This is a genomic window from Paraglaciecola sp. (genome assembly GCF_039964565.1).
Lineage (GTDB): Bacteria > Pseudomonadota > Gammaproteobacteria > Enterobacterales > Alteromonadaceae > Paraglaciecola.
Genome location: NZ_JBDVXF010000035.1, coordinates 12,076 through 29,938 on the forward strand (window position 1 = coordinate 12,076; position 17,863 = coordinate 29,938).

Genomic DNA, 17,863 nt, shown 5'->3' on the forward strand with positions numbered 1-17,863 from the left:
ACATCCCTACTTCCTCTGCTAATCCATTGATTCTTATATTTATTAACGACTAAAAACAATTTAATCAATACTGTCATATTTGTGACAGAAGCATTTTTTTCTCTTGAGTATTATAGCGCCACTAACCAAACATCCTAAGTTAAACCAAGACATATTGCTCGGTTTCAACAAGGTTGTTTTTGTAGTCAAACTGCTTATTGGGAGACTGCCATAAAGCTTCAGACTTTTTTTATTAACTGATAGGTGATTATTATGACTAAGATTATTGGAATTGATTTAGGTACAACAAACTCATGTGTAGCTGTAATGGAAAGCGGCAAATCTAAAATTATTGAAAATGCCGAAGGTAACCGCACCACGCCTTCTATTGTGGCATACGCAAACAACGAAACTCTAGTGGGGCAACCAGCAAAAAGACAAGCGATAACCAACTCCAACAATACCTTATTTGCGATTAAGCGTTTGATTGGCCGTAAGTTTGACGACAAAGAAGTGCAAAAAGATATTGCTTTAGCACCCTATAAAATAGTCAAAGCAAAAAATGGCGATGCTTGGGTTGAAGTTAATGGTAAAGCATTGTCGCCGCAAGAAGTGTCTGCACAAATTTTGCGTAAATTGAAAAAAGATGCAGAAGCCTATTTAGGCGAAACCGTTACCGATGCAGTCATCACAGTTCCGGCTTATTTTAATGACTCACAACGTCAAGCAACCAAAGATGCAGGTAAGATTGCAGGGTTAAACGTCAAACGAATCATAAACGAGCCAACCGCGGCGGCGTTAGCTTATGGTGTAGGTAATACCAATAAGGGTGAACAAAAAGTGGTCGTTTACGATTTAGGTGGCGGTACCTTTGATGTGTCGATAATTGAAATATCTAACGAAGACGGTGAAAAACAATTTGAAGTGTTAGCCACCAATGGTGATACCTTTTTAGGAGGGGAAGATTTTGATTTACGCCTTATCAACTACCTAGTTGAAGAATTCAAAAATGATACTGGTATTGATATTCAGCAAGACTCCTTGGCACTACAACGTGTAAAAGAGGCCGCTGAGAAAGCTAAAATTGAATTATCATCGGCATTACAAACTGAAGTGAATTTACCTTACATAACAGCTGATGCTAGTGGCCCTAAACATTTAAATGTGAAGGTGACTCGCTCTAAATTAGAATCATTAGTCGACGATTTAGTGAAAAGTACCATTGCTCCATGCGAACAAGCGCTAAAAGATGCCGGTTTAAGTAAAGGTGAGATTAGCGAGGTCATTTTGGTAGGCGGACAAACACGCATGCCAAAAGTACAGGAAGCAGTTAACGCGTTTTTTGGAAAAGAACCTCGCAAAGATGTCAACCCTGATGAAGCCGTTGCTATGGGTGCATCAATTCAGTCCGGTGTGTTATCCGGGGTAGTAGATGATGTTTTACTACTGGATGTTACGCCTCTGTCATTAGGAATTGAAACCTTGGGTGGTGTCATGACCAAGCTTATTGAGAAAAACACCACCATACCATCACGTGCTTCTGAAACCTTTTCTACAGCAGAAGATAACCAAAGTGCCGTGACAGTACATGTATTGCAAGGCCAGCGCGAAATGGCAGCAGACAACAAGTCCTTAGGCCAATTTAACCTTACGGATATTAGCCAAGGCCCCCGAGGTTCAGTGCAAGTTGATGTGACCTTTGATATTGATGCAAATGGTATTTTGAAAGTATCAGCCAAAGACAAAGCAACGGGCAAGGAGCAAAGCATTGAAATTACTGCTTCGAGTGGTTTGACGGAAGATGAAATTAATCGCTTGGTAAAAGAAGGTGAACAGCACGCTGGAGAAGACAAACTTAAGCGTGAACTTGTTGAGCAACGTAATCAGGCCGATCATTTGATTCATACGGTACAAACCTCGATGGAGTCTTTAGCTGAAGAGCAACAAACCCAGCTTAAAACTTTAATCGAACAGTTGAAAATGGCGGTGAATGGAGATGATAAAGCTGCGATTGAAATGCGCCAAAAAGCGTTGCAAGACGCTTACAGCGGCATAATGCAATCACAACAGTCACAGCAACAATCGCAAACTAGTCAGCAGCAAGGACATGCAGACAAAAACAGCGCAAACGACGATATTATTGATGCGGACTTTGAAGATGTCAGCAACGGTTAATAATTGAAGCAAATATGATAAGTATTCATGATTGAAAGCACTTATCAAGTCTGTGTAAACGCCCCTAGCATTTGATGTTAGGGGCGTTTTTTGCATAAAAAATAATGCACTGTGTGAACAATCACAAAACCTACTCACTGTATATACGCCTGTCATTCGAATTTCGTTGAATCATTGCGTTGAAAAAAATGTAATATACGAATTGTTATTTTATTTGTTAGCCATTTTTCTACTCCAAGTAGAACCGATCCAAAGGAAGGACAATGAGTTCACATACATATAATTCTGAATTTTGTGGTTATCTACACTTTATTACTCTTATAGCTAGCATATGCATAGTTTGTATCACCTGTTTTGTTCTTTTAGGTACGTTTGTGGAAATCCCAGACTTTTATAGACCCATAAGCAGCGGCGAAGCAACACACCCATTGACCGCACTGTTATTTATGCTGATGAGTATTGTCATCATTGGTTTTTTGAAACGTGAAGATACTCACCCATTGGTACCAAAAATTAACGTCCTGATATTTATGTTGGCTTCAATTGCTTTAATAGATAATTGGCAAGAAATGTTCTTTTTTGATGGTTTAAACTCTTACATTGGAGCCTTTGAATATGAAAAATCGATTGGATTAGATATTCAAATTGGCGCCAACACATCCTTGACGTTTTTGCTAATTACAGCCAGTTATTTCTGCTCTTCATACGATTACAAAGGTCTAGCTCTTAGTCTAGGGCTTAGTGCGCTGTTGATAGTAGGGTTATCTTTAGTGGGATATCTGTTTAACGAGCCAAACCTCTACGGACATATGTCACTCACTACAGTCTCGTTGGGATTACTAATATGTATAATGACGACACTCAAAAATTTGAGTAACACTTTCCTATCTGACGTATTCACCTCACTTTCAAAATTTAAGATATTTGTGCTGTTTAGTATCTTATTACTAGTTCCTGTTACCGCCCAAGTATTTGTAATTTATCAATCTATTTTAGATGCACGATTATTTAGCTGGTTGCTAATCACAACACCTTGGGTAATCACGTATTTAGCGAGTCTTTATATTCTAGCTTTGGATGACGTTTAAAGGATTATTCGAGCTGGCATCGTTTTGTACTTACCTTGCTGACTTCAATGTATAATGATTCAAGGTATTTGAATTTTGTTAAGCTGAGATAAACTAACAATTCATTATGTAGTCTGAAGGTAAACGACTATGTAAATAACAACAGGAAAGTGATGGCAACTTTGTTTTGGCAAAAACGTCCCAGTAAAAAATTGTTAGCTGTTATTTTGTTGGTTGTTGCGCTGATTACAATAATTGTTTTTCGTCGCCCAATTGCCATCAAAAGTATTGAACACTTTACCCGCGCGCAGAATTTAGAGGTCTCATGTTTAGATTTTTCATTAGATTGGCAGCTAAATCTCAAGATTGAACAAGTGTGTGTGTCTTCGCCTCTAGGCAATGTATTGGTTCGTGATGCTGTTTGGTATCCCTGGTCCAACACAGTAAATATCGAAAAAATAAAGGTGACGCATCTTGAACCTTCTAGCCAGTTTGAAACAGATCCAGAGCCGAAACAATCACCAGAACCAATAACGCTACCAAACGTTCTACCCAAACTAAGGATTTCAAAAGTTGAAATCGACTCGGCGGCGTTGCTTCACCCACTCAATATAAGTGTGAATTCAGTTTCAAGCGACGAACTTCGTATCACCGGCGATATCAATGCAGATGTTAAGTTCACAAAAAACGCCCTCACAGCCACACTGCAGTGGCGTCTATCTGATCTTACAAATTGGTTACCGCAAGTGCAAAATATAGCGGCTAACAACCAGCAGTTATTAGGGCAACTCGCAGTTGATAACTCTACAATCGCAACGCATTTATTCTTTGATGGTAAAACCTTTAGCAGCAACAGCAATTTACACTTAACCAATAATGTTGAGCTTGAAAATTGCCCAATAGAGATTGTTCTTAAAGGCGATATATTAGTAGAGCTCGCGTTGTCAGAGGCAAATCTCAGATTGGATGTAAGTCAACTCGAAAACAATTTTGGTTTGACCCACTGCCCATTGTTACAAGATTATTTTGCAGACACTGACATGCCAACGTTATCTTTTTTGATGCCGCAAAAAGTGACCATAAATGAGACCCGAATTAACCTCCCGCAATTACGCATTATTGATAAACACCACCCCAGTCGCAGTATCGAGTTAGAGAAACTAGTCTATGAATTTACAGGGGAACTTAAATTTAGATACCACGTTTCGATTGCACAATCGCTACAGTCCCCCTCTATTCAAACAAGAATGTTTGAGTTACAAACTCAAGGAGATATCTCTGTTGATGTGTCTCAATTGCATACACCACAATCAGCCATACTAAAATTTAGCAACACCACCAATACGTTGGAATTAAATGATATTACCTTGGACTCGATGCACCTAGCCAGCCTCACAAGTCAGTTTTCTTTTGACTACCAAATAACAACCCCCATTTCCTTGCGGGCGACAGTAGATACTTCAGATATACAATTGGATGACCTTAAGCTACTCAAAACGACCAGCCAAATTACCGCTTCAGGGGACCCCTTTAATAACTTGCAACTGGATATAGGCACAGAGCTGTTGCAACTATCCCACCCTGATGCAAACGTGCAAAAGCTCCACAACCAGATGGTACTTACTCTTAAAGAACTATCAGGGTTGAGTTTCACTGGAAACTCAAATTTTACTGGAATCACAGCCCACAATATCAAGTTTCGACCATTAACTATGGAACATTCAGGGCAAGTCAGTTGGCCAGATAAAACAATATCTAGTGGTCATGAAATTAACTTAGAGCAAGGTTTTTCTATTGGGCTGCAACAGCAACAAAGTGAACTAAATTTACAAATACAGCAACAAGACATCAAGAATTTGCAAAGTATCACCTCGCAGTTAGATAACGCACTGACCATTAAACAAGGCGAACTCACTGCAAATATTGACTTAACTCTACCGCAGGAAAGTGAAGAATTTAGCGCCCAAGGAGCACTAGATATTCAAAAAATGTCAGCAAGCTATCAAGACTATGAACTAAGTAACATTAGTTACCAAACGCCGCTCACTTTTGATTCAGCAGGCCTTCAGTTAAGTGAATCTAGTCTACACATCGACTCAATTGATGCTGGAGTACCAATTGAAAACCTCAATGCACAATTTATTGCAAACAGCAGTGTGTTTCGTTTACAGCAAGTGCGAGGAGAAATCTTCGATGGTAGGTTTTCCACCAGTCAGTTATGGTTAGACGGTCGAGATCAGCAATTTAATGTTAAATTTCAGAATATTGATTTAGCAGAGGTTGTCGCACTGCAGCAACAGCCCGGGATCACAGTCACTGGTACCATGGATGGCAATTTACCAATGATTATCAACCAACAAGGTATTAGCATTGATGAAGGCTGGGCGTCGAGTCTATCAGGAGGAAAATTGACTATAGTAGATAACCCGTCTTTTGAATCGATTAAACAGCAGCAACCGCAACTGGCGTTATTAGAAAACCTTGATTTCACTCAACTTGAAAGTAACGTGAAATTGACTCCAGATGGTTGGATGTTTTTTGATTTCGCGCTTCAGGGTAACAACCCTGATAAAAAACAAAGTGTTAATTTTAATTACACTCATCAAGAAAATATATTTTCTTTACTTGAGTCGATACGATTAGTTAACTCAGTTGGCAATAACATTGAACAGAAAATAACCCAAGGTGATAAAAAGTGAAGATAATAGTTTTGATGCTCATGGCGATGGGGTTTCTTTTTTCTTGTACTCATACCGTACAAGTTGAAACCAAGGAGCCGATTACGATTAATATCAATGTGAAAATCGATCACGAAATTCGAGTCAAAGTGGACAAAGAACTTGATGATGTATTCAGTGACGACAGTAACTTGTTTTAAACCAATTTAGGAACAACCTCATGAAAAACTCAATAGTGAAATCTCTTATTATTGTTAGCATGCTTTTTAGCAGTATTGCTTTCGCCATAGATTTAAATGAAGCCAAAAATAAAGGCTTAGTGGGTGAAAAAGACAATGGCTACTTAGGGGTAGTGGTGGCTCAACAAGATGCTCAAGCTTTAGTTGCTGATATTAACGCCAAGCGCAAAGTGGTGTACCAAAAACTCGCCACAAAAAATGGTATCACTGTGCAACAAGTAGAAAAATTAGCGGCCCAAAAAGCCTATGACAAAACCAACCCAGGCCATTATTTGTGGGTAGGCGGCAAGTGGGTAAAAAAATAGCTTTCGACGTGTAAGCACGCGATTTCATTAAGCAACGCGAGAATTATATGCCTAATAGTTTAGAACAAAACTACCAATATCGACGCAGAGTTATGCGTGTATTATTACTGTTTGTTGTTGTTGCTGGATTTATTTTTTCTGCGGTTAATTTTTATCGAGGGCTAATACCGTTAGCAATAATGGAGTTAACTTATGCGCTATTCTCATTATTTTTATGGCAAATAATTTTAGTAACTGAACGCTTCCAAATGTGGATAACGCTTTTTCTAGTACCGTTTTTTATCATACTAGTTTACGCAATGTACGTTCCCAACTCTTCTGAATCGATATTCGTTTGGATCCTAACTGTCCCCGTAATTTCTTACCTGTTAATGGGGCGGCGTCAAGGGTTTTGGCTGTCGCTGTTCTTTATTTTCTGTGGCGTGACGGTTTATCACTTTCGATTTATCTCAGGTGACTCAGCGATAAATATTGCGGATTCGGTGAACATCATTGCAAGCGCGTGTCTTATGATATCGCTCGCCCATGTTCATGAGATCAATCGAGAAAAAAATGAGGAGCGTCTGCTTGAGTTGGCTGGAACCGACAAATTAACCGGTTTAGCCAATCGTATGAAGCTAATGGACGCGTTTAAACTTTACGCGGAATATGCCCAACGTCACGGCTCTCCTTTGTCCGTAGTACTATTTGATTTAGATTTTTTCAAAAATGTTAATGACAAACATGGCCATCATGTTGGCGATGTAACCTTACGTAATATCGCCCGTTTTATTGAAGACCGAATTCGTAAAACGGATCTATTGGCGCGATTTGGTGGTGAGGAGTTTGCTTTGCTTATTGCAGGGTCAAGCGACGAAAACTGCTTTCAACGCGTTGACCTAATAAGGCAGCAACTATGCGACACCCATTTTGATCATGAACAAACACCTCTAACAATGACGGTAAGTGCTGGCATTTCAACATTTGGAACCGACGGTACCAGTCTGGATGATTTACTAATGAAGGCTGATCAACGCCTATATTTAGCAAAGGATAATGGTCGCAACTGTGTGGTTGACGCAAATAACGAGCAAATTATCAACTTAGCGCTGAAAAAAATGCAAATTTGAATATTAGCCACCTCCGAAAAATTTAGCCTTGGAGTATGCATTGATAAAAATTGTTCCGTACAATAATACTTGGCCAACTATGTTTGACGCAGAGAAAAGATTGCTACACTCGGTGATCGGCGAATGGGTTTGTGGCTCAATCGAGCATGTCGGCAGCACATCTGTTGTTGGCTTATCTGCTAAACCTGTGATTGACGTTATGGTGGGTGTGAAATCCCTTGATGAATCCAAACCTGCAATCGATGTGTTAGTTCAAAAAGGTTACAATTATTATCCGTACAAAACTGAAGTTATGCACTGGTTTTGTAAACCCTCTCCAGAGTTTCGCACACATCACTTACATTTAGTCCCCTACAATAGTGCGCTGTGGTTTGAGAGAATTCAATTTAGAGATCACTTACGTGAAAATCCACAAGTCGCCGAAGAATATGCCGCGTTAAAACACAAACTTGCGGCTAACTATGCAGATGACAGAGAGCGTTACACGGAAAATAAATGGCCTTTTATTCAGAGTGTTTTACAGTCGGTTAATCACAATGCGGTTTAACACTAGAATCTTAGGTTGCAAATAGACAGCTAAGTTGGATTCGCCAGCCCTACTTGTTTGAATGACGTTTTGTGTCGCGAGCAGCAGCATTACTCACCAAATCATCGCTATACATTTGATAGCGCAAAACACAGGTTTTACATATGCAAGCCTTTTGTTTGTCTGCTTCAGGCAGTTTGCTTAATAAACTAGCAGGAAAAGCAATTGCACTATCCATACACCAGCACGCTTTATCTGTGGTGGCGTTGTTAACATCGACGAGTAGCTGGCCACAAGAATTATTCTCACCACACAAGGGGCAAAGGTTTGCAGCGGCACTGTTTTCTGTGTTCAAGAATCACTCCAATAAACGCTATAATTCAAATTCCACCCCATAAACTTTACGCTGTAGCACGCATAACAATCCAATACGTTCAACATACATCGATACTTTTAAAGGTTTTTCACAACACTTTAATGCTCGTTCTCTGCTTTTACTACTTTTCATTACTCAACCTTAAACAACCAATCTAATCCTTGAATTGCGGTGGTGGGAAACGCAGTTTCGTGATTTGCTCCTTGAATTGTTAACAGTTTAACCTTGGTATTCGGGAACGACCTTTTAGAGAGTTTTGACTCAAGACGTTTTGCCCCTTCAACCATATCGTGACTCGGAGAATCAAGTTCAGACGTTTCATTAGAACCAACCGCAATGAACACGTTATGTTTATTTAAATTAGGCTCTGCTTTGATATTAAGTACGTCATAACCCTTAAACCAAACCGACGGACTTCCTAAGATATAATTATCAAACATCTTAGAGTCTGTAAGTAAAATGTATGCGCCTAACAACCCACCAAGAGAGTTACCTACGAATGTTCGCGAATTACTAGCTCTGTAATTATTTTCAATGTAAGGAAAAACCGACTGTTTAATAAAACTCAGGTAGCGATCCGCTCCGCCGGTTTTATACTTCCAAGTCGCATCTTCAACCTGAGTATAATCGCGAATTCTACTCGAAGGGCCTTTAGAGCCCTTTGAATATGAAATACCCACAATTATGGCTTCTTGCATTTTTCCAGTATTCATTGGAAAGCGAGTTGCCCCGGATACCACCTGAAAACTATACCAAGCGTCCATTAAGTAAATGACAGGGTAGGATTTCTCTTTGTGCCTTTCATATGATCTTGGCAATTTTATAAAAAGTGGGTACTCCCTTTCTAAATCAATCGATTTAAGATTGATAACTGTACTTCTGGGGATTTCGAATCTGCTAGTCTCTTGTGCCTGTATGCCCCAAGCCCCAAATACCAACATAATTAGCAATACACCAAGTATCAAGCTACGCCACTCTTTATGTGGTTGATAAACTTCATCACTGCGCAACGTTACGTTTACCGGCGAAGGACTTGCAGTTAAGGAAACATTGCTAATCATTTTGCGTCACTTTTAGTAGATTGAAACCTTCGTCCGATGCAGGAGCCTTAAAATGCTGGGTTACTTTTTCAAACATTTCTGGTGTATCAGTGGCGGCTCTTTCTGGGTGCTCTTCGCGTCTTTTTGCAATCTGACTGAGACAAATATCATTTGCCAAATCAATGTATATCAGATTATGTGGAGCGTGGATCTCAGAGAAAATACTCCGAAACCAATCCCTTTGCGAAACCGTATTCGCTGGAAAGTCCATCACTACACTAGTTCCAGCACACAATATCGATTGCACCAGTTTTTTTATCTGAGGTTTAAGTAACCGTGAATATTCAATATAGTCACTAAGCGACACAATTTTATTGGGATACAGTGACGCCAGCCATTCGTCTTCACTAATCAACACCGCTTGACTTGCATGGGCAGCTTTACGTGCTTTAGTTGACTTTCCAGCCCCCATTTTTCCACAAAAAAAGGTTAAGGTTCCTTTATCCATAGTTGTTCTCCATTTCAATTCACAACACATGATTATTGATTGCATAACTTTGACAGACTAAACCACCTAGTCAGTGATGAGCAGTTATGAAAATAGTTAGGTGATTGCTGTTAATTGCTATACAAATTAGGCGTTTTTTTAGAGCATTTCATAAAGTTATGCTTATGAAAAGACTAATCTTTTTTTATTTTAAGGCAAAGCCGAAGATGAGCTTTAAACACAATTAATTTCTGGCTATTTTGAGAAAAATTACCTAGCAAACTAAAAAACTCCTCAAAGCTTTTTATAGCCAAAGTTACAAACGTAACAGGAGTGATTTATGCGCTATTTTTTATCAAACCCACATACCTTAAAAGTGTTAACCGTACTATTTGCAACAGCCATTATCAGTGGGTGTTCGTCTACCACTAAAAGTGAGCCTAGCTTGCCTATTAGTAATAACAGTCACCACGCCCCTTATATACCGACAGATTATTACCAGTCGATGGAAGACGCCTGTGAAACACAAGCAATGGACATGGACAGTTTCGCACAGCAATCCGGGCAAGCAGCGCAGTATTTAGCGTCTGCAAAAGCGATGCTGCGTTGTGTCAGTGGAATTCAATTTCCCAAAGGTCATCCAGAAGCAGACAAAGCGCTGCGATTAATGGCCATGTCAGTCATCAACCTCATTAAGGGGGGTGATATAGATGCGGCTCAGGCAGCGCTGAGAAAAACCCAATCTAAGTTTCCCGACAAAGATTTGTATTTTGCTGACTACAGCTCATTTTTTGATACCGCAACCGCTTTACTCGAACAACAAAAACTCACTCGTCATCAATTGGCCGCCCTAAATATCAGTGCTGATTTACGCACCGAAATTGAACGTCAGCAATACTGGCTAAGCCACTAACAGGAGCATGTGATATGAACACTCGTATATTTTTATCGTCGCTTATTTTAACCCTAGGCCTGAGTTGTACTGATTTAGTGCAGGCAAGCGAGGGCCGAAATTGGAACCCTGTAGCCAGTGATAAGTTAATTAAACTGCCTGCCAACATTATTGAGAAGCGTATTCAGCAAGACTTTGAAGCCTCGCCAATGGCATTACATCTAGTTGAACTTGAACAGCAAATGCAAGGCAAATTATCGCAACTTAAGTCCTTGCAGGAATTAATATCACAAAGTGAAGGCGACGAGTTAATTGACCAACGGTTTGAGTTAGTACAACAAAAATCTGAGTACTTAGACTTAATGCAAGAAACCCAAGATTTACGTCAAAACGCCTTAGCCAAAAAGCAACGCTTGTACGAAAGTGTACTAGGAAAATTACGCAGTAAAAAAGGCAATGCCTCGCAAGGGGAAGTTTATCAGCTCAAGCAGAAACAAGAACAAGCACGTCAAAGAATGCAAAAGGTGTTGGCCCAAGTAGATAACAGTTTAATTCACTTAGGCTTAGATAAACGTTCGCCTTACGCCGATGAGTTTGCGTTAAACCTCGCGAAAGTCGAAGACCTAAAAAACGCTATTTCGAAACATAAAGCCAATGCTTCCCCTACTTTAGGTGACGTAGAAGTGACCAGTGAAGAGTATGTGCGCCAGTTGTTAATGGAAGCGTCGACCGAACAGTCACTATTAGATCAAGAAGCCTTGATGTTTAGTTATATGGCGAAGCTAGTCGCGCTCGATGCACAAGCGCTGGAATATGAAATCAGCTACGGCGATGAAAATACCGAATTAACGCAACGTAATCGCACCAAACCGGCAGATGTTGCCGACATGTTTTTGTAATGCCATTTTTTAAGAGGAACGAATCATGAAAATTTCACTACTAATCGCCACACTGGCTATCCTAATTAGCCCTAATACTTCCGCTAACAGTTTGTTTAGTTTAGAGAATTTAGAAAGAGAGCGTGCTGCTTTACTAAGCACTCAACTCGATAGCTCTTTAGATTTAAATCAGCGCCAACAAAAAGTACAAACTATCTATCGTCGCTTGGTGGATATTGAGCGAATGGTATTGCGAGACGACCGAGTAACCGCAAGTCATAGCCAGCTGGCACAGAATGCTTTTAATAAATACGAACTCACATTTTTAGTACATTCAAGTGCAGAAAAAAACCTACCACCTATGTCTCACTGGATGTCTGAAATGCAATTAACTTCGAGTGGGATTTTGTCAGCTAAAGCAGGCCACAGATAATGTTAGCTCGCAAAACGCTACCACTCACCAGCAATGCCATTGGATTGTTTTTTGGTACCGGGATTATTTTATTGGCAGTCGCCAGTTATCTTACTCAAATGCCGGTGCTAGATTTAGTGTCTTGGTTGCAGAATGTCTTTAGCTGGAGTTTTGTAATCATCTTTAGCGGCTTGTTTTCTGTCGCTGTGGTAGCAGGCGCTTCCATCAAAGCTGGTAAAAATAACACCTTTTTATATGACGCTGGTTTACAAGCTGCCAATGGCATTTCGACCTTAGCCTTAACGTTTACTTTATTAGGCATCAGCTTAGGTATTGGCACGCTATCAGAGCAACCACTGACTCCTAGCTCAGTGAACGGCATTATTGGCGAGCTAACCAAACAATTTTCAATGGCCTTTATGACCACAGTAGTGGGCCTGCCTAGCTCCGCTATTTTGCGCGCTTGGGTCAGCTTACGATATACAAAAATTGAGAAGGAATAACCCATGAAAACATTATTTTTTATTGCCGCCCTAGCGGGAGCCGTCTACTTAATTATGCAAACCCCAGCAGGCCAGTCTTGGTTACAAGAAAGCGAGCCAGAATCGGATATTCAACCGACAGCCCAAAAAGTGGAACAAGTAAGCACAGAAGTAGCGCTGACACTCGAAAACAAAGTCACCGAACTCGCACACAATTTGAATCAAAAACAACAAGCACAAATCGAGCAACTTGAAGGTCGTATAGCCGAACTTGAAAATGAACTCATCATGGGACGTGTTGCCCAAAAGCAGCAAACCATTGTAGATGGTGCGGTAATTCTACACCCCTACAATCAAACTGAAGCGCCAACAGTAAACATTACTAGCAAGCAAAGCGCTGATTTAAGCACTGCTGCTCCAGACGCACTTGCCGCTAGCTCAAACAACCAGTTGCAACGCCAGCGTCAAGCGAGATTACAAGACATTGCAGATAGAATGGAAATGTCATCGTTACAAGCGTTGGTAAACTAAATTAAATGCACTTTCTGCAAAACAATAATTGGCCCGTAAGCACTGTATTACGAAGTTTGTTGTCTATCGCTTTTTTACTGTGGCTGGGGTCGGTGATGTTTCAATATGACGAAAACAGAATTGAAAATGACAAACAAGTTAACGACAAACAACCACTCAGTAATATTGTGATAGAGCAGCTAACGTTACCACCTGTGCCCAAAGCTAGCGTCAAAACACAAACAAAACCAAGACCTTTTGAACAGTCACCAGCCCCCCTAATTAAAGAAGTGACACAGTCACCCTCAGTAACCCAACAACAAGTACAACAGGTTTACGAACAGCTCAGCGATCAAGGGGTAGATATACAAATTGCCTGGCCACAAAACATGTCTCATCAACAGCAGGCCTTAAACTTTATGTACCAGTGCGCCGATATGCAATTTGCAGTGTTAAACGGCAATAACATCACTAAGGTCAACCAACCTAAACCAATTGACTACAGTGATTGGATACGTGTTGCCCAAGGCAACCTGTCAAAAAAAGAGCAGCACTGGCTTACAGCATATGCCCTTTCGGGTACCCCAATAAGATTGTTTCCACGAGAGATTGATTATCGCTTAGCACAACACTTAGCAGCCACACTAAAAGGTGCACCTTTGATTACTTTAAGAGCAGACTACCAAGTAGCCAATCAGAGGTTACTGTTGAATAATATTCAGCTTAACAACCAACCTATAAAAAGCAGCTGGCGTCTTTATCAAGGCCAATGTGATTAAGGATCCCCTTTCTACCACTCTGAAACTCCGCTTAGAGCGCTGACCGCGTGAAAAGCAAATCAAAGGCAACACGGTAGCAAACAGCAACTTTTTTCATATCGACTTATTCTAGCTCATTGGATAGGCAGATAATAAACACAGGTATAATGAAAATAGTAAAATATGTTCTTCATTGCTTTCTATTATGTAATTTGTGCAAGTCTCACTTTGCTTTTCACAAAATGGTTAAGTTATTAATGGAAAATATTCTTCACATAGCTTTTAATAGGAAGCAGAAAAGTCGGATTAAAATCAGCTCTCCTTTTGCTTTTCAATTCTGTGCGGTTTTGATGGCATGACAGAAAAAATATTTAATAAAATCAAAAGGTAAGTTCTGAAAGTGACGAAAATAGAGAAGTTACATATACGACATGGTCGATAATAAGGGTTAGCGACTTAAACATTTGCCTAGATTGGAGAGTTTCAATAGAATCAATTTATGCCTACAGTTTTAAGAATTGGTCCCTTTCGTTTCTTCTTTTATAGCAACGAAAATGGTGAACCTGCACACATCCACATACAGCGAGAGAATATGCTCGCTAAATTTTGGTTAAAGCCAGTAACTTTAGCTAGTTCAACGCGGTTTTCTCGAATAGAATTACGTAAACTTCAGCAATTAGTTGCTGAAAATAAAGAAGTATTTTTGGAGGCTTGGAATGAACACTTTATCGGTTGAGCTGCACCCACAAGCGCATACTATCAAATGCACCGATTCTGATTTAATTGTTGAATTACTGGATGGCCGTACAATTTCAGCGCCACTAGTATGGTTTCCTTTATTATCGCAAGCAACTCCCGAGCAACTTGCCAACTGGGAATTACTCGGAGATGGTGACGGTATTCACTGGCCAGAAATCGATGAAGATTTGAGTGTAGCTGGTTTATTATCAGGCACTCATTGAATCAGCAGCTAACAAAACAATAAACCACATTCGCTTCGCTCATTGGAAAAAGCCTCGCTGAGCTTTTCCCGTTATTGTAAGCGTTAATTGCTCTCAACAAGTCTCATTTGAACTGGATAGGTGTCGAAAATATTCAATACCTGTCTTGAGTCATAAGCTATCTTAGCTCTAACAACTACTAAGGAGATAAGATATGACTTTACGTGCAAACTACTTCGAACTGGCATCGAAAGCAATGCAGATTCTGATGAATCAGGAAAGCTATTTGCGTGAGCAATTTAGTGTTTCAGAAACAGTGACGATCCCGGCCTGGGAATTGATTAAGCTGAGATTGTCGCAGATCAATCAGTGCGCTTTCTGTATCGATATGCATGGCAAAGATGCTCTGAGTCAGGGTGAAAGCCAAGAACGTATTATTGGTTTAAGCGCGTGGCGTGATATGCCTTTTTACTCAGAGGCGGAGATTGCAGCACTGGATTGGGCCGAGCATTTGACCTCTGGTAAAGCAGTGGATGATCATAGCTATCAGAAAGTGGTTGAGACATTAGGTGAACAAGCCACAGTGGACTTGACTATTGCGGTTAATGCCATCAACAGCTGGAACCGGATTGCTAAAACATTTAAGCCAGAGGTGGGAAGTTATAAACCGCAATAAATTAATTAAAACGGCGTTAAATTTTCAACTGTCTCAGCCATCGGGACGGCTGTCTTCGCTTGTTCAGGGAATATGGTCTGTATCTGTATCCCAATCGAATCCGATTGTGAAGCCACTGTATTCCGATGCAGGCAGTGGCATTATTTTTAATCTTGCTGGTGACGTAATGATTGGCAATGAAACTCTAACGGAAGGTGTAATTGTGCTCCCGTTAAAGAAGAAGGCGGAGAACATTGTGCTGTCTCCAAGAGCGCAACTAGCAGGCATTCGCTTCCATCCGGCAATTGGTTATGGTGTCTTGGGGCATCACTACGACAAGCCAACGTTACTATTGCCAGAGCAAGATAAGCTGTATGGCCTCTACCAGGTTTACTCTGAACTCAGGATGCAAAAAGACAACGATAGGCAGATTGAAGCTCTGTACCTATGGGCAGAAAAAAAACTGAATTTTACCAATGTACTTCCAGACTATCTTGAAAAAGCACTAAAATGTATTGAGCAAGACGAGGCTCTTGGGCAACTAAGTGAGAGCATTGAATTGAGCCAGAGACAAGTCGAGCGCCTTTTTAAGCTCTGGCTTGGGATAACTCCAAAACATTATCAACGCATTTTAAGGGTTAAAAAGGCCATCAGTTTTTTACGGTTGCACAAAAACGTGAACCTGGCGGATACTGCTCAACAATTCGGATTTAGTGATCAAGCCCATATGACAAGGGAATTCCGCACTATTGCCTGTAGTACACCAGCGAAAGTATGAAGGGTCATTCTCTTTCAGGTTTTAGTTCTATCAATAAACTTTCTACAAAAAGTCCAGTAAACGTAAGTCCGTGCCAAGGCTCATTTAACAATCGGGGCAATTTGACTACAAAAACCTGCGGTTTTTTCCGCAAATTACTCAAGCGTTAGGTATACAAAGAGGTTTTCATGAAAAAATCTATATTAGTGTTAATTTGTTTTCTTTTTTCATTATCTAGTCATGCAAAAGATAAGTTCACATCTGAGCAATTAATTGAGAAAGCCAAAGCATTTGTAGCAGCAAAAAATGCACGTCAACAGCCCAACGCAACAATTGAAGAAATAGAAAATTATATCTCGTTACTTTCTGATGACTTCATTGATGAACACGTCAAATATAAATTTACCTATACAGACAAATCTAAACTCCGACAAGATATGATCAGCAAATTAAAAGATGAAGTCATCCATAGTTCAATAGAAATAAATGAGGTAATGGTTGGCGTTAATGTTGTTTTTGTAAAAATGACTGAGTCAGGTAAAGTTAAACCTGCTCATTTAGACAAAACTATAGAGTACAGTAAAACCAATATTGTTTCACTTGAGTTTAATCAATCAGGCTTAGTTAAACACATTCGTCGACATCACGGGTAATGTATACCATACAAGCAAATAAACCAGGACAAATACAGCTTGGCTCTTGTTCCTGCGTCGTTATTTTATCCAAGCTATATTTAGGCCTAAAATAAGGGCTTACTTTAATACTTATTTGGTGACAACAATGAGACAAGTTTTAGTTCATTGCTCAGCGAGCATATCCGAACTTATGAAAAACCCACATGTTCCATCCGCTAAATGAAAGGGATACGATTCAGTTTATAAAATCAAATTACGCACAGCAGGTTATAAATTAGCTTACGAAGTAATTGATCGTTAAGTTGTTGTTTATGTTTTAGCGGTTGGTAAGCGAGATAAAAAAGCAATTTCTAAAAAGTTAGCGTCTCGTGTTGAGTAATGCAGTATAACAAAGCAATTAACCACATTCTTTTCACTCACCGGAAAAAAGCCTCGCTACCGCTCAGTTTTTCGCGTTATTGTAAGCGTTAGATGGCTAACCAAACTAATAAGAATGTTATGAAAAATAAAGTTTTACTTGTAACCTCGTTGCTTTCTCTGTGTATTGTTGCTTGTAGTAAACAAGCTCAAGTGAAAACGGAATTCTTCATCCAACAAGATAACGTTTCTGGATATAACCTTTCAGAACTTGTCGAATCTTTAGATTCATTACCGAACCAAATTAATGGGTGTGATGCAATACGCCACGAAAATGAATTATTGCTTCAATGTTCAAAGAAAGGCTACAACTATACAAATAAACAAGTCTTAAATTCACTTTCAGATGCTCCCGCTTTTAGTTCTAAAGAAGAATTTGGACAATATAATTTTAAGTGGAAGTCAGGAACCGCCTCATGCTCAATAGCTATCGATGAAATTAATGATATTTTCGAGCTTTGGTGCAGTAAAATCACGTAATCGGGCAGTCAAGGGTCTCTAACCTTCAACCCCGAGCAGTGGAGAGGTCGCACTTGTATAATCTG

General features: G+C 39.9%; 23 protein-coding genes and 1 pseudogene. 20 read left to right on the forward strand and 4 right to left on the reverse strand.

From position 1 onward, the window contains the following. The first annotated feature begins 252 nt into the window (after positions 1-252). The 7 genes from dnaK (at position 253) to ABJK37_RS16285 (ending at position 8,099) form a co-directional block, all read left to right on the forward strand. Complete coding sequence (dnaK, locus tag ABJK37_RS16255; RefSeq protein WP_348356194.1) at positions 253-2,154, forward strand: molecular chaperone DnaK; 1,902 nt, start codon at positions 253-255, stop codon at positions 2,152-2,154. Between the two features lie 263 nt (positions 2,155-2,417). After that, positions 2,418-3,242 carry a hypothetical protein gene (locus ABJK37_RS16260; protein WP_348356196.1) on the forward strand — a complete coding sequence of 275 codons (825 nt, stop codon included), beginning with the start codon at positions 2,418-2,420 and terminating at the stop codon, positions 3,240-3,242. Positions 3,243-3,394: 152 nt separating this feature from the next. Next, complete coding sequence (locus ABJK37_RS16265) at positions 3,395-5,920, forward strand: YdbH domain-containing protein (RefSeq protein WP_348356198.1); 2,526 nt, start codon at positions 3,395-3,397, stop codon at positions 5,918-5,920. A 14-nt stretch (positions 5,921-5,934) separates the two neighbouring features. Then, positions 5,935-6,099 carry a YnbE family lipoprotein gene (locus ABJK37_RS16270; RefSeq protein WP_348356297.1) on the forward strand — a complete coding sequence of 55 codons (165 nt, stop codon included), beginning with the start codon at positions 5,935-5,937 and terminating at the stop codon, positions 6,097-6,099. 20 nt (positions 6,100-6,119) lie between these two features. Further along, entirely contained in the window at positions 6,120-6,443 is a 324-nt protein-coding gene (locus ABJK37_RS16275; protein WP_348356200.1) for a YdbL family protein, read from the forward strand. 47 nt (positions 6,444-6,490) lie between these two features. After that, positions 6,491-7,552, forward strand: a complete 1,062-nt coding sequence (locus ABJK37_RS16280; protein WP_348356201.1) for a diguanylate cyclase — start codon at positions 6,491-6,493, stop codon at positions 7,550-7,552. Positions 7,553-7,592: 40 nt separating this feature from the next. Continuing rightward, positions 7,593-8,099, forward strand: a complete 507-nt coding sequence (locus ABJK37_RS16285; RefSeq protein ID WP_348356203.1) for a GrpB family protein — start codon at positions 7,593-7,595, stop codon at positions 8,097-8,099. Between the two features lie 49 nt (positions 8,100-8,148). Here ABJK37_RS16285 and ABJK37_RS16290 read toward each other — a convergent pair whose 3' ends face one another. From ABJK37_RS16290 to ABJK37_RS16305, 4 genes are read right to left on the reverse strand one after another with little or no spacing between them, the layout of a single operon-like run. After that, positions 8,149-8,433 (reverse strand): cysteine-rich CWC family protein, encoded by a 285-nt coding sequence (locus tag ABJK37_RS16290; RefSeq protein WP_348356205.1) that lies wholly within the window; start codon positions 8,431-8,433, stop codon positions 8,149-8,151. A gap of 18 nt (positions 8,434-8,451) precedes the next feature. Next, a complete protein-coding gene (locus ABJK37_RS16295; RefSeq protein ID WP_348356207.1) occupies positions 8,452-8,586 on the reverse strand; it encodes a hypothetical protein in 135 nt (44 codons plus the stop codon). Continuing rightward, on the reverse strand, positions 8,586-9,515 hold the full coding sequence (locus tag ABJK37_RS16300) for an alpha/beta hydrolase-fold protein (RefSeq protein ID WP_348356209.1): 930 nt from the start codon (positions 9,513-9,515) through the stop codon (positions 8,586-8,588). Before ABJK37_RS16300 ends, ABJK37_RS16295 begins: the two co-directional genes overlap by 1 nt. Next, positions 9,508-10,002, reverse strand: a complete 495-nt coding sequence (locus tag ABJK37_RS16305) for an ATP-binding protein (RefSeq protein ID WP_348356211.1) — start codon at positions 10,000-10,002, stop codon at positions 9,508-9,510. Before ABJK37_RS16305 ends, ABJK37_RS16300 begins: the two co-directional genes overlap by 8 nt. Before the next feature lie 319 nt (positions 10,003-10,321). On the opposite strand from ABJK37_RS16305, the gene ABJK37_RS16310 reads away from it, so the two are divergent. The 13 genes and pseudogenes from ABJK37_RS16310 to ABJK37_RS16370 all read left to right on the forward strand — a co-directional run bounded on the left by ABJK37_RS16310 (position 10,322) and on the right by ABJK37_RS16370 (position 17,798). Further along, on the forward strand, positions 10,322-10,894 hold the full coding sequence (locus ABJK37_RS16310) for a hypothetical protein (RefSeq protein WP_348356213.1): 573 nt from the start codon (positions 10,322-10,324) through the stop codon (positions 10,892-10,894). Positions 10,895-10,908: 14 nt separating this feature from the next. Continuing rightward, positions 10,909-11,772 (forward strand): hypothetical protein, encoded by an 864-nt coding sequence (locus tag ABJK37_RS16315; RefSeq protein ID WP_348356215.1) that lies wholly within the window; start codon positions 10,909-10,911, stop codon positions 11,770-11,772. Positions 11,773-11,797: 25 nt separating this feature from the next. Continuing rightward, a complete protein-coding gene (locus ABJK37_RS16320; protein ID WP_348356217.1) occupies positions 11,798-12,184 on the forward strand; it encodes a hypothetical protein in 387 nt (128 codons plus the stop codon). Next, the gene (locus ABJK37_RS16325) at positions 12,184-12,666 is read left to right on the forward strand and encodes a hypothetical protein (RefSeq protein WP_348356219.1); all 483 of its coding nucleotides are present in this window, start codon (positions 12,184-12,186) and stop codon (positions 12,664-12,666) included. The genes ABJK37_RS16320 and ABJK37_RS16325 overlap by 1 nt, the downstream gene beginning before the upstream one ends. A 3-nt stretch (positions 12,667-12,669) precedes the next feature. Next, positions 12,670-13,176, forward strand: a complete 507-nt coding sequence (locus tag ABJK37_RS16330; RefSeq protein ID WP_348356221.1) for a DUF2730 domain-containing protein — start codon at positions 12,670-12,672, stop codon at positions 13,174-13,176. A gap of 5 nt (positions 13,177-13,181) precedes the next feature. Then, complete coding sequence (locus ABJK37_RS16335) at positions 13,182-13,934, forward strand: hypothetical protein (protein WP_348356223.1); 753 nt, start codon at positions 13,182-13,184, stop codon at positions 13,932-13,934. A gap of 478 nt (positions 13,935-14,412) precedes the next feature. Then, positions 14,413-14,649: a DUF4160 domain-containing protein gene (locus ABJK37_RS16340; protein ID WP_348356225.1), complete on the forward strand. Its 237-nt coding sequence runs from the start codon at positions 14,413-14,415 to the stop codon at positions 14,647-14,649. Further along, entirely contained in the window at positions 14,630-14,875 is a 246-nt protein-coding gene (locus tag ABJK37_RS16345) for a DUF2442 domain-containing protein (protein ID WP_348356227.1), read from the forward strand. Before ABJK37_RS16340 ends, ABJK37_RS16345 begins: the two co-directional genes overlap by 20 nt. 193 nt (positions 14,876-15,068) lie before the next feature. After that, positions 15,069-15,530 (forward strand): carboxymuconolactone decarboxylase family protein, encoded by a 462-nt coding sequence (locus ABJK37_RS16350; protein WP_348356228.1) that lies wholly within the window; start codon positions 15,069-15,071, stop codon positions 15,528-15,530. Next, positions 15,484-16,287: a helix-turn-helix domain-containing protein gene (locus ABJK37_RS16355; protein ID WP_348356230.1), complete on the forward strand. Its 804-nt coding sequence runs from the start codon at positions 15,484-15,486 to the stop codon at positions 16,285-16,287. Before ABJK37_RS16350 ends, ABJK37_RS16355 begins: the two co-directional genes overlap by 47 nt. A 167-nt stretch (positions 16,288-16,454) precedes the next feature. Further along, on the forward strand, positions 16,455-16,919 hold the full coding sequence (locus ABJK37_RS16360; RefSeq protein ID WP_348356232.1) for a nuclear transport factor 2 family protein: 465 nt from the start codon (positions 16,455-16,457) through the stop codon (positions 16,917-16,919). Positions 16,920-17,091: 172 nt separating this feature from the next. Then, positions 17,092-17,280: pseudogene (locus ABJK37_RS16365) on the forward strand (type II toxin-antitoxin system mRNA interferase toxin, RelE/StbE family); the annotation flags it as partial. Positions 17,281-17,399: 119 nt separating this feature from the next. Then, the gene (locus ABJK37_RS16370) at positions 17,400-17,798 is read left to right on the forward strand and encodes a hypothetical protein (protein ID WP_348356234.1); all 399 of its coding nucleotides are present in this window, start codon (positions 17,400-17,402) and stop codon (positions 17,796-17,798) included. Positions 17,799-17,863 lie beyond the last annotated feature (65 nt).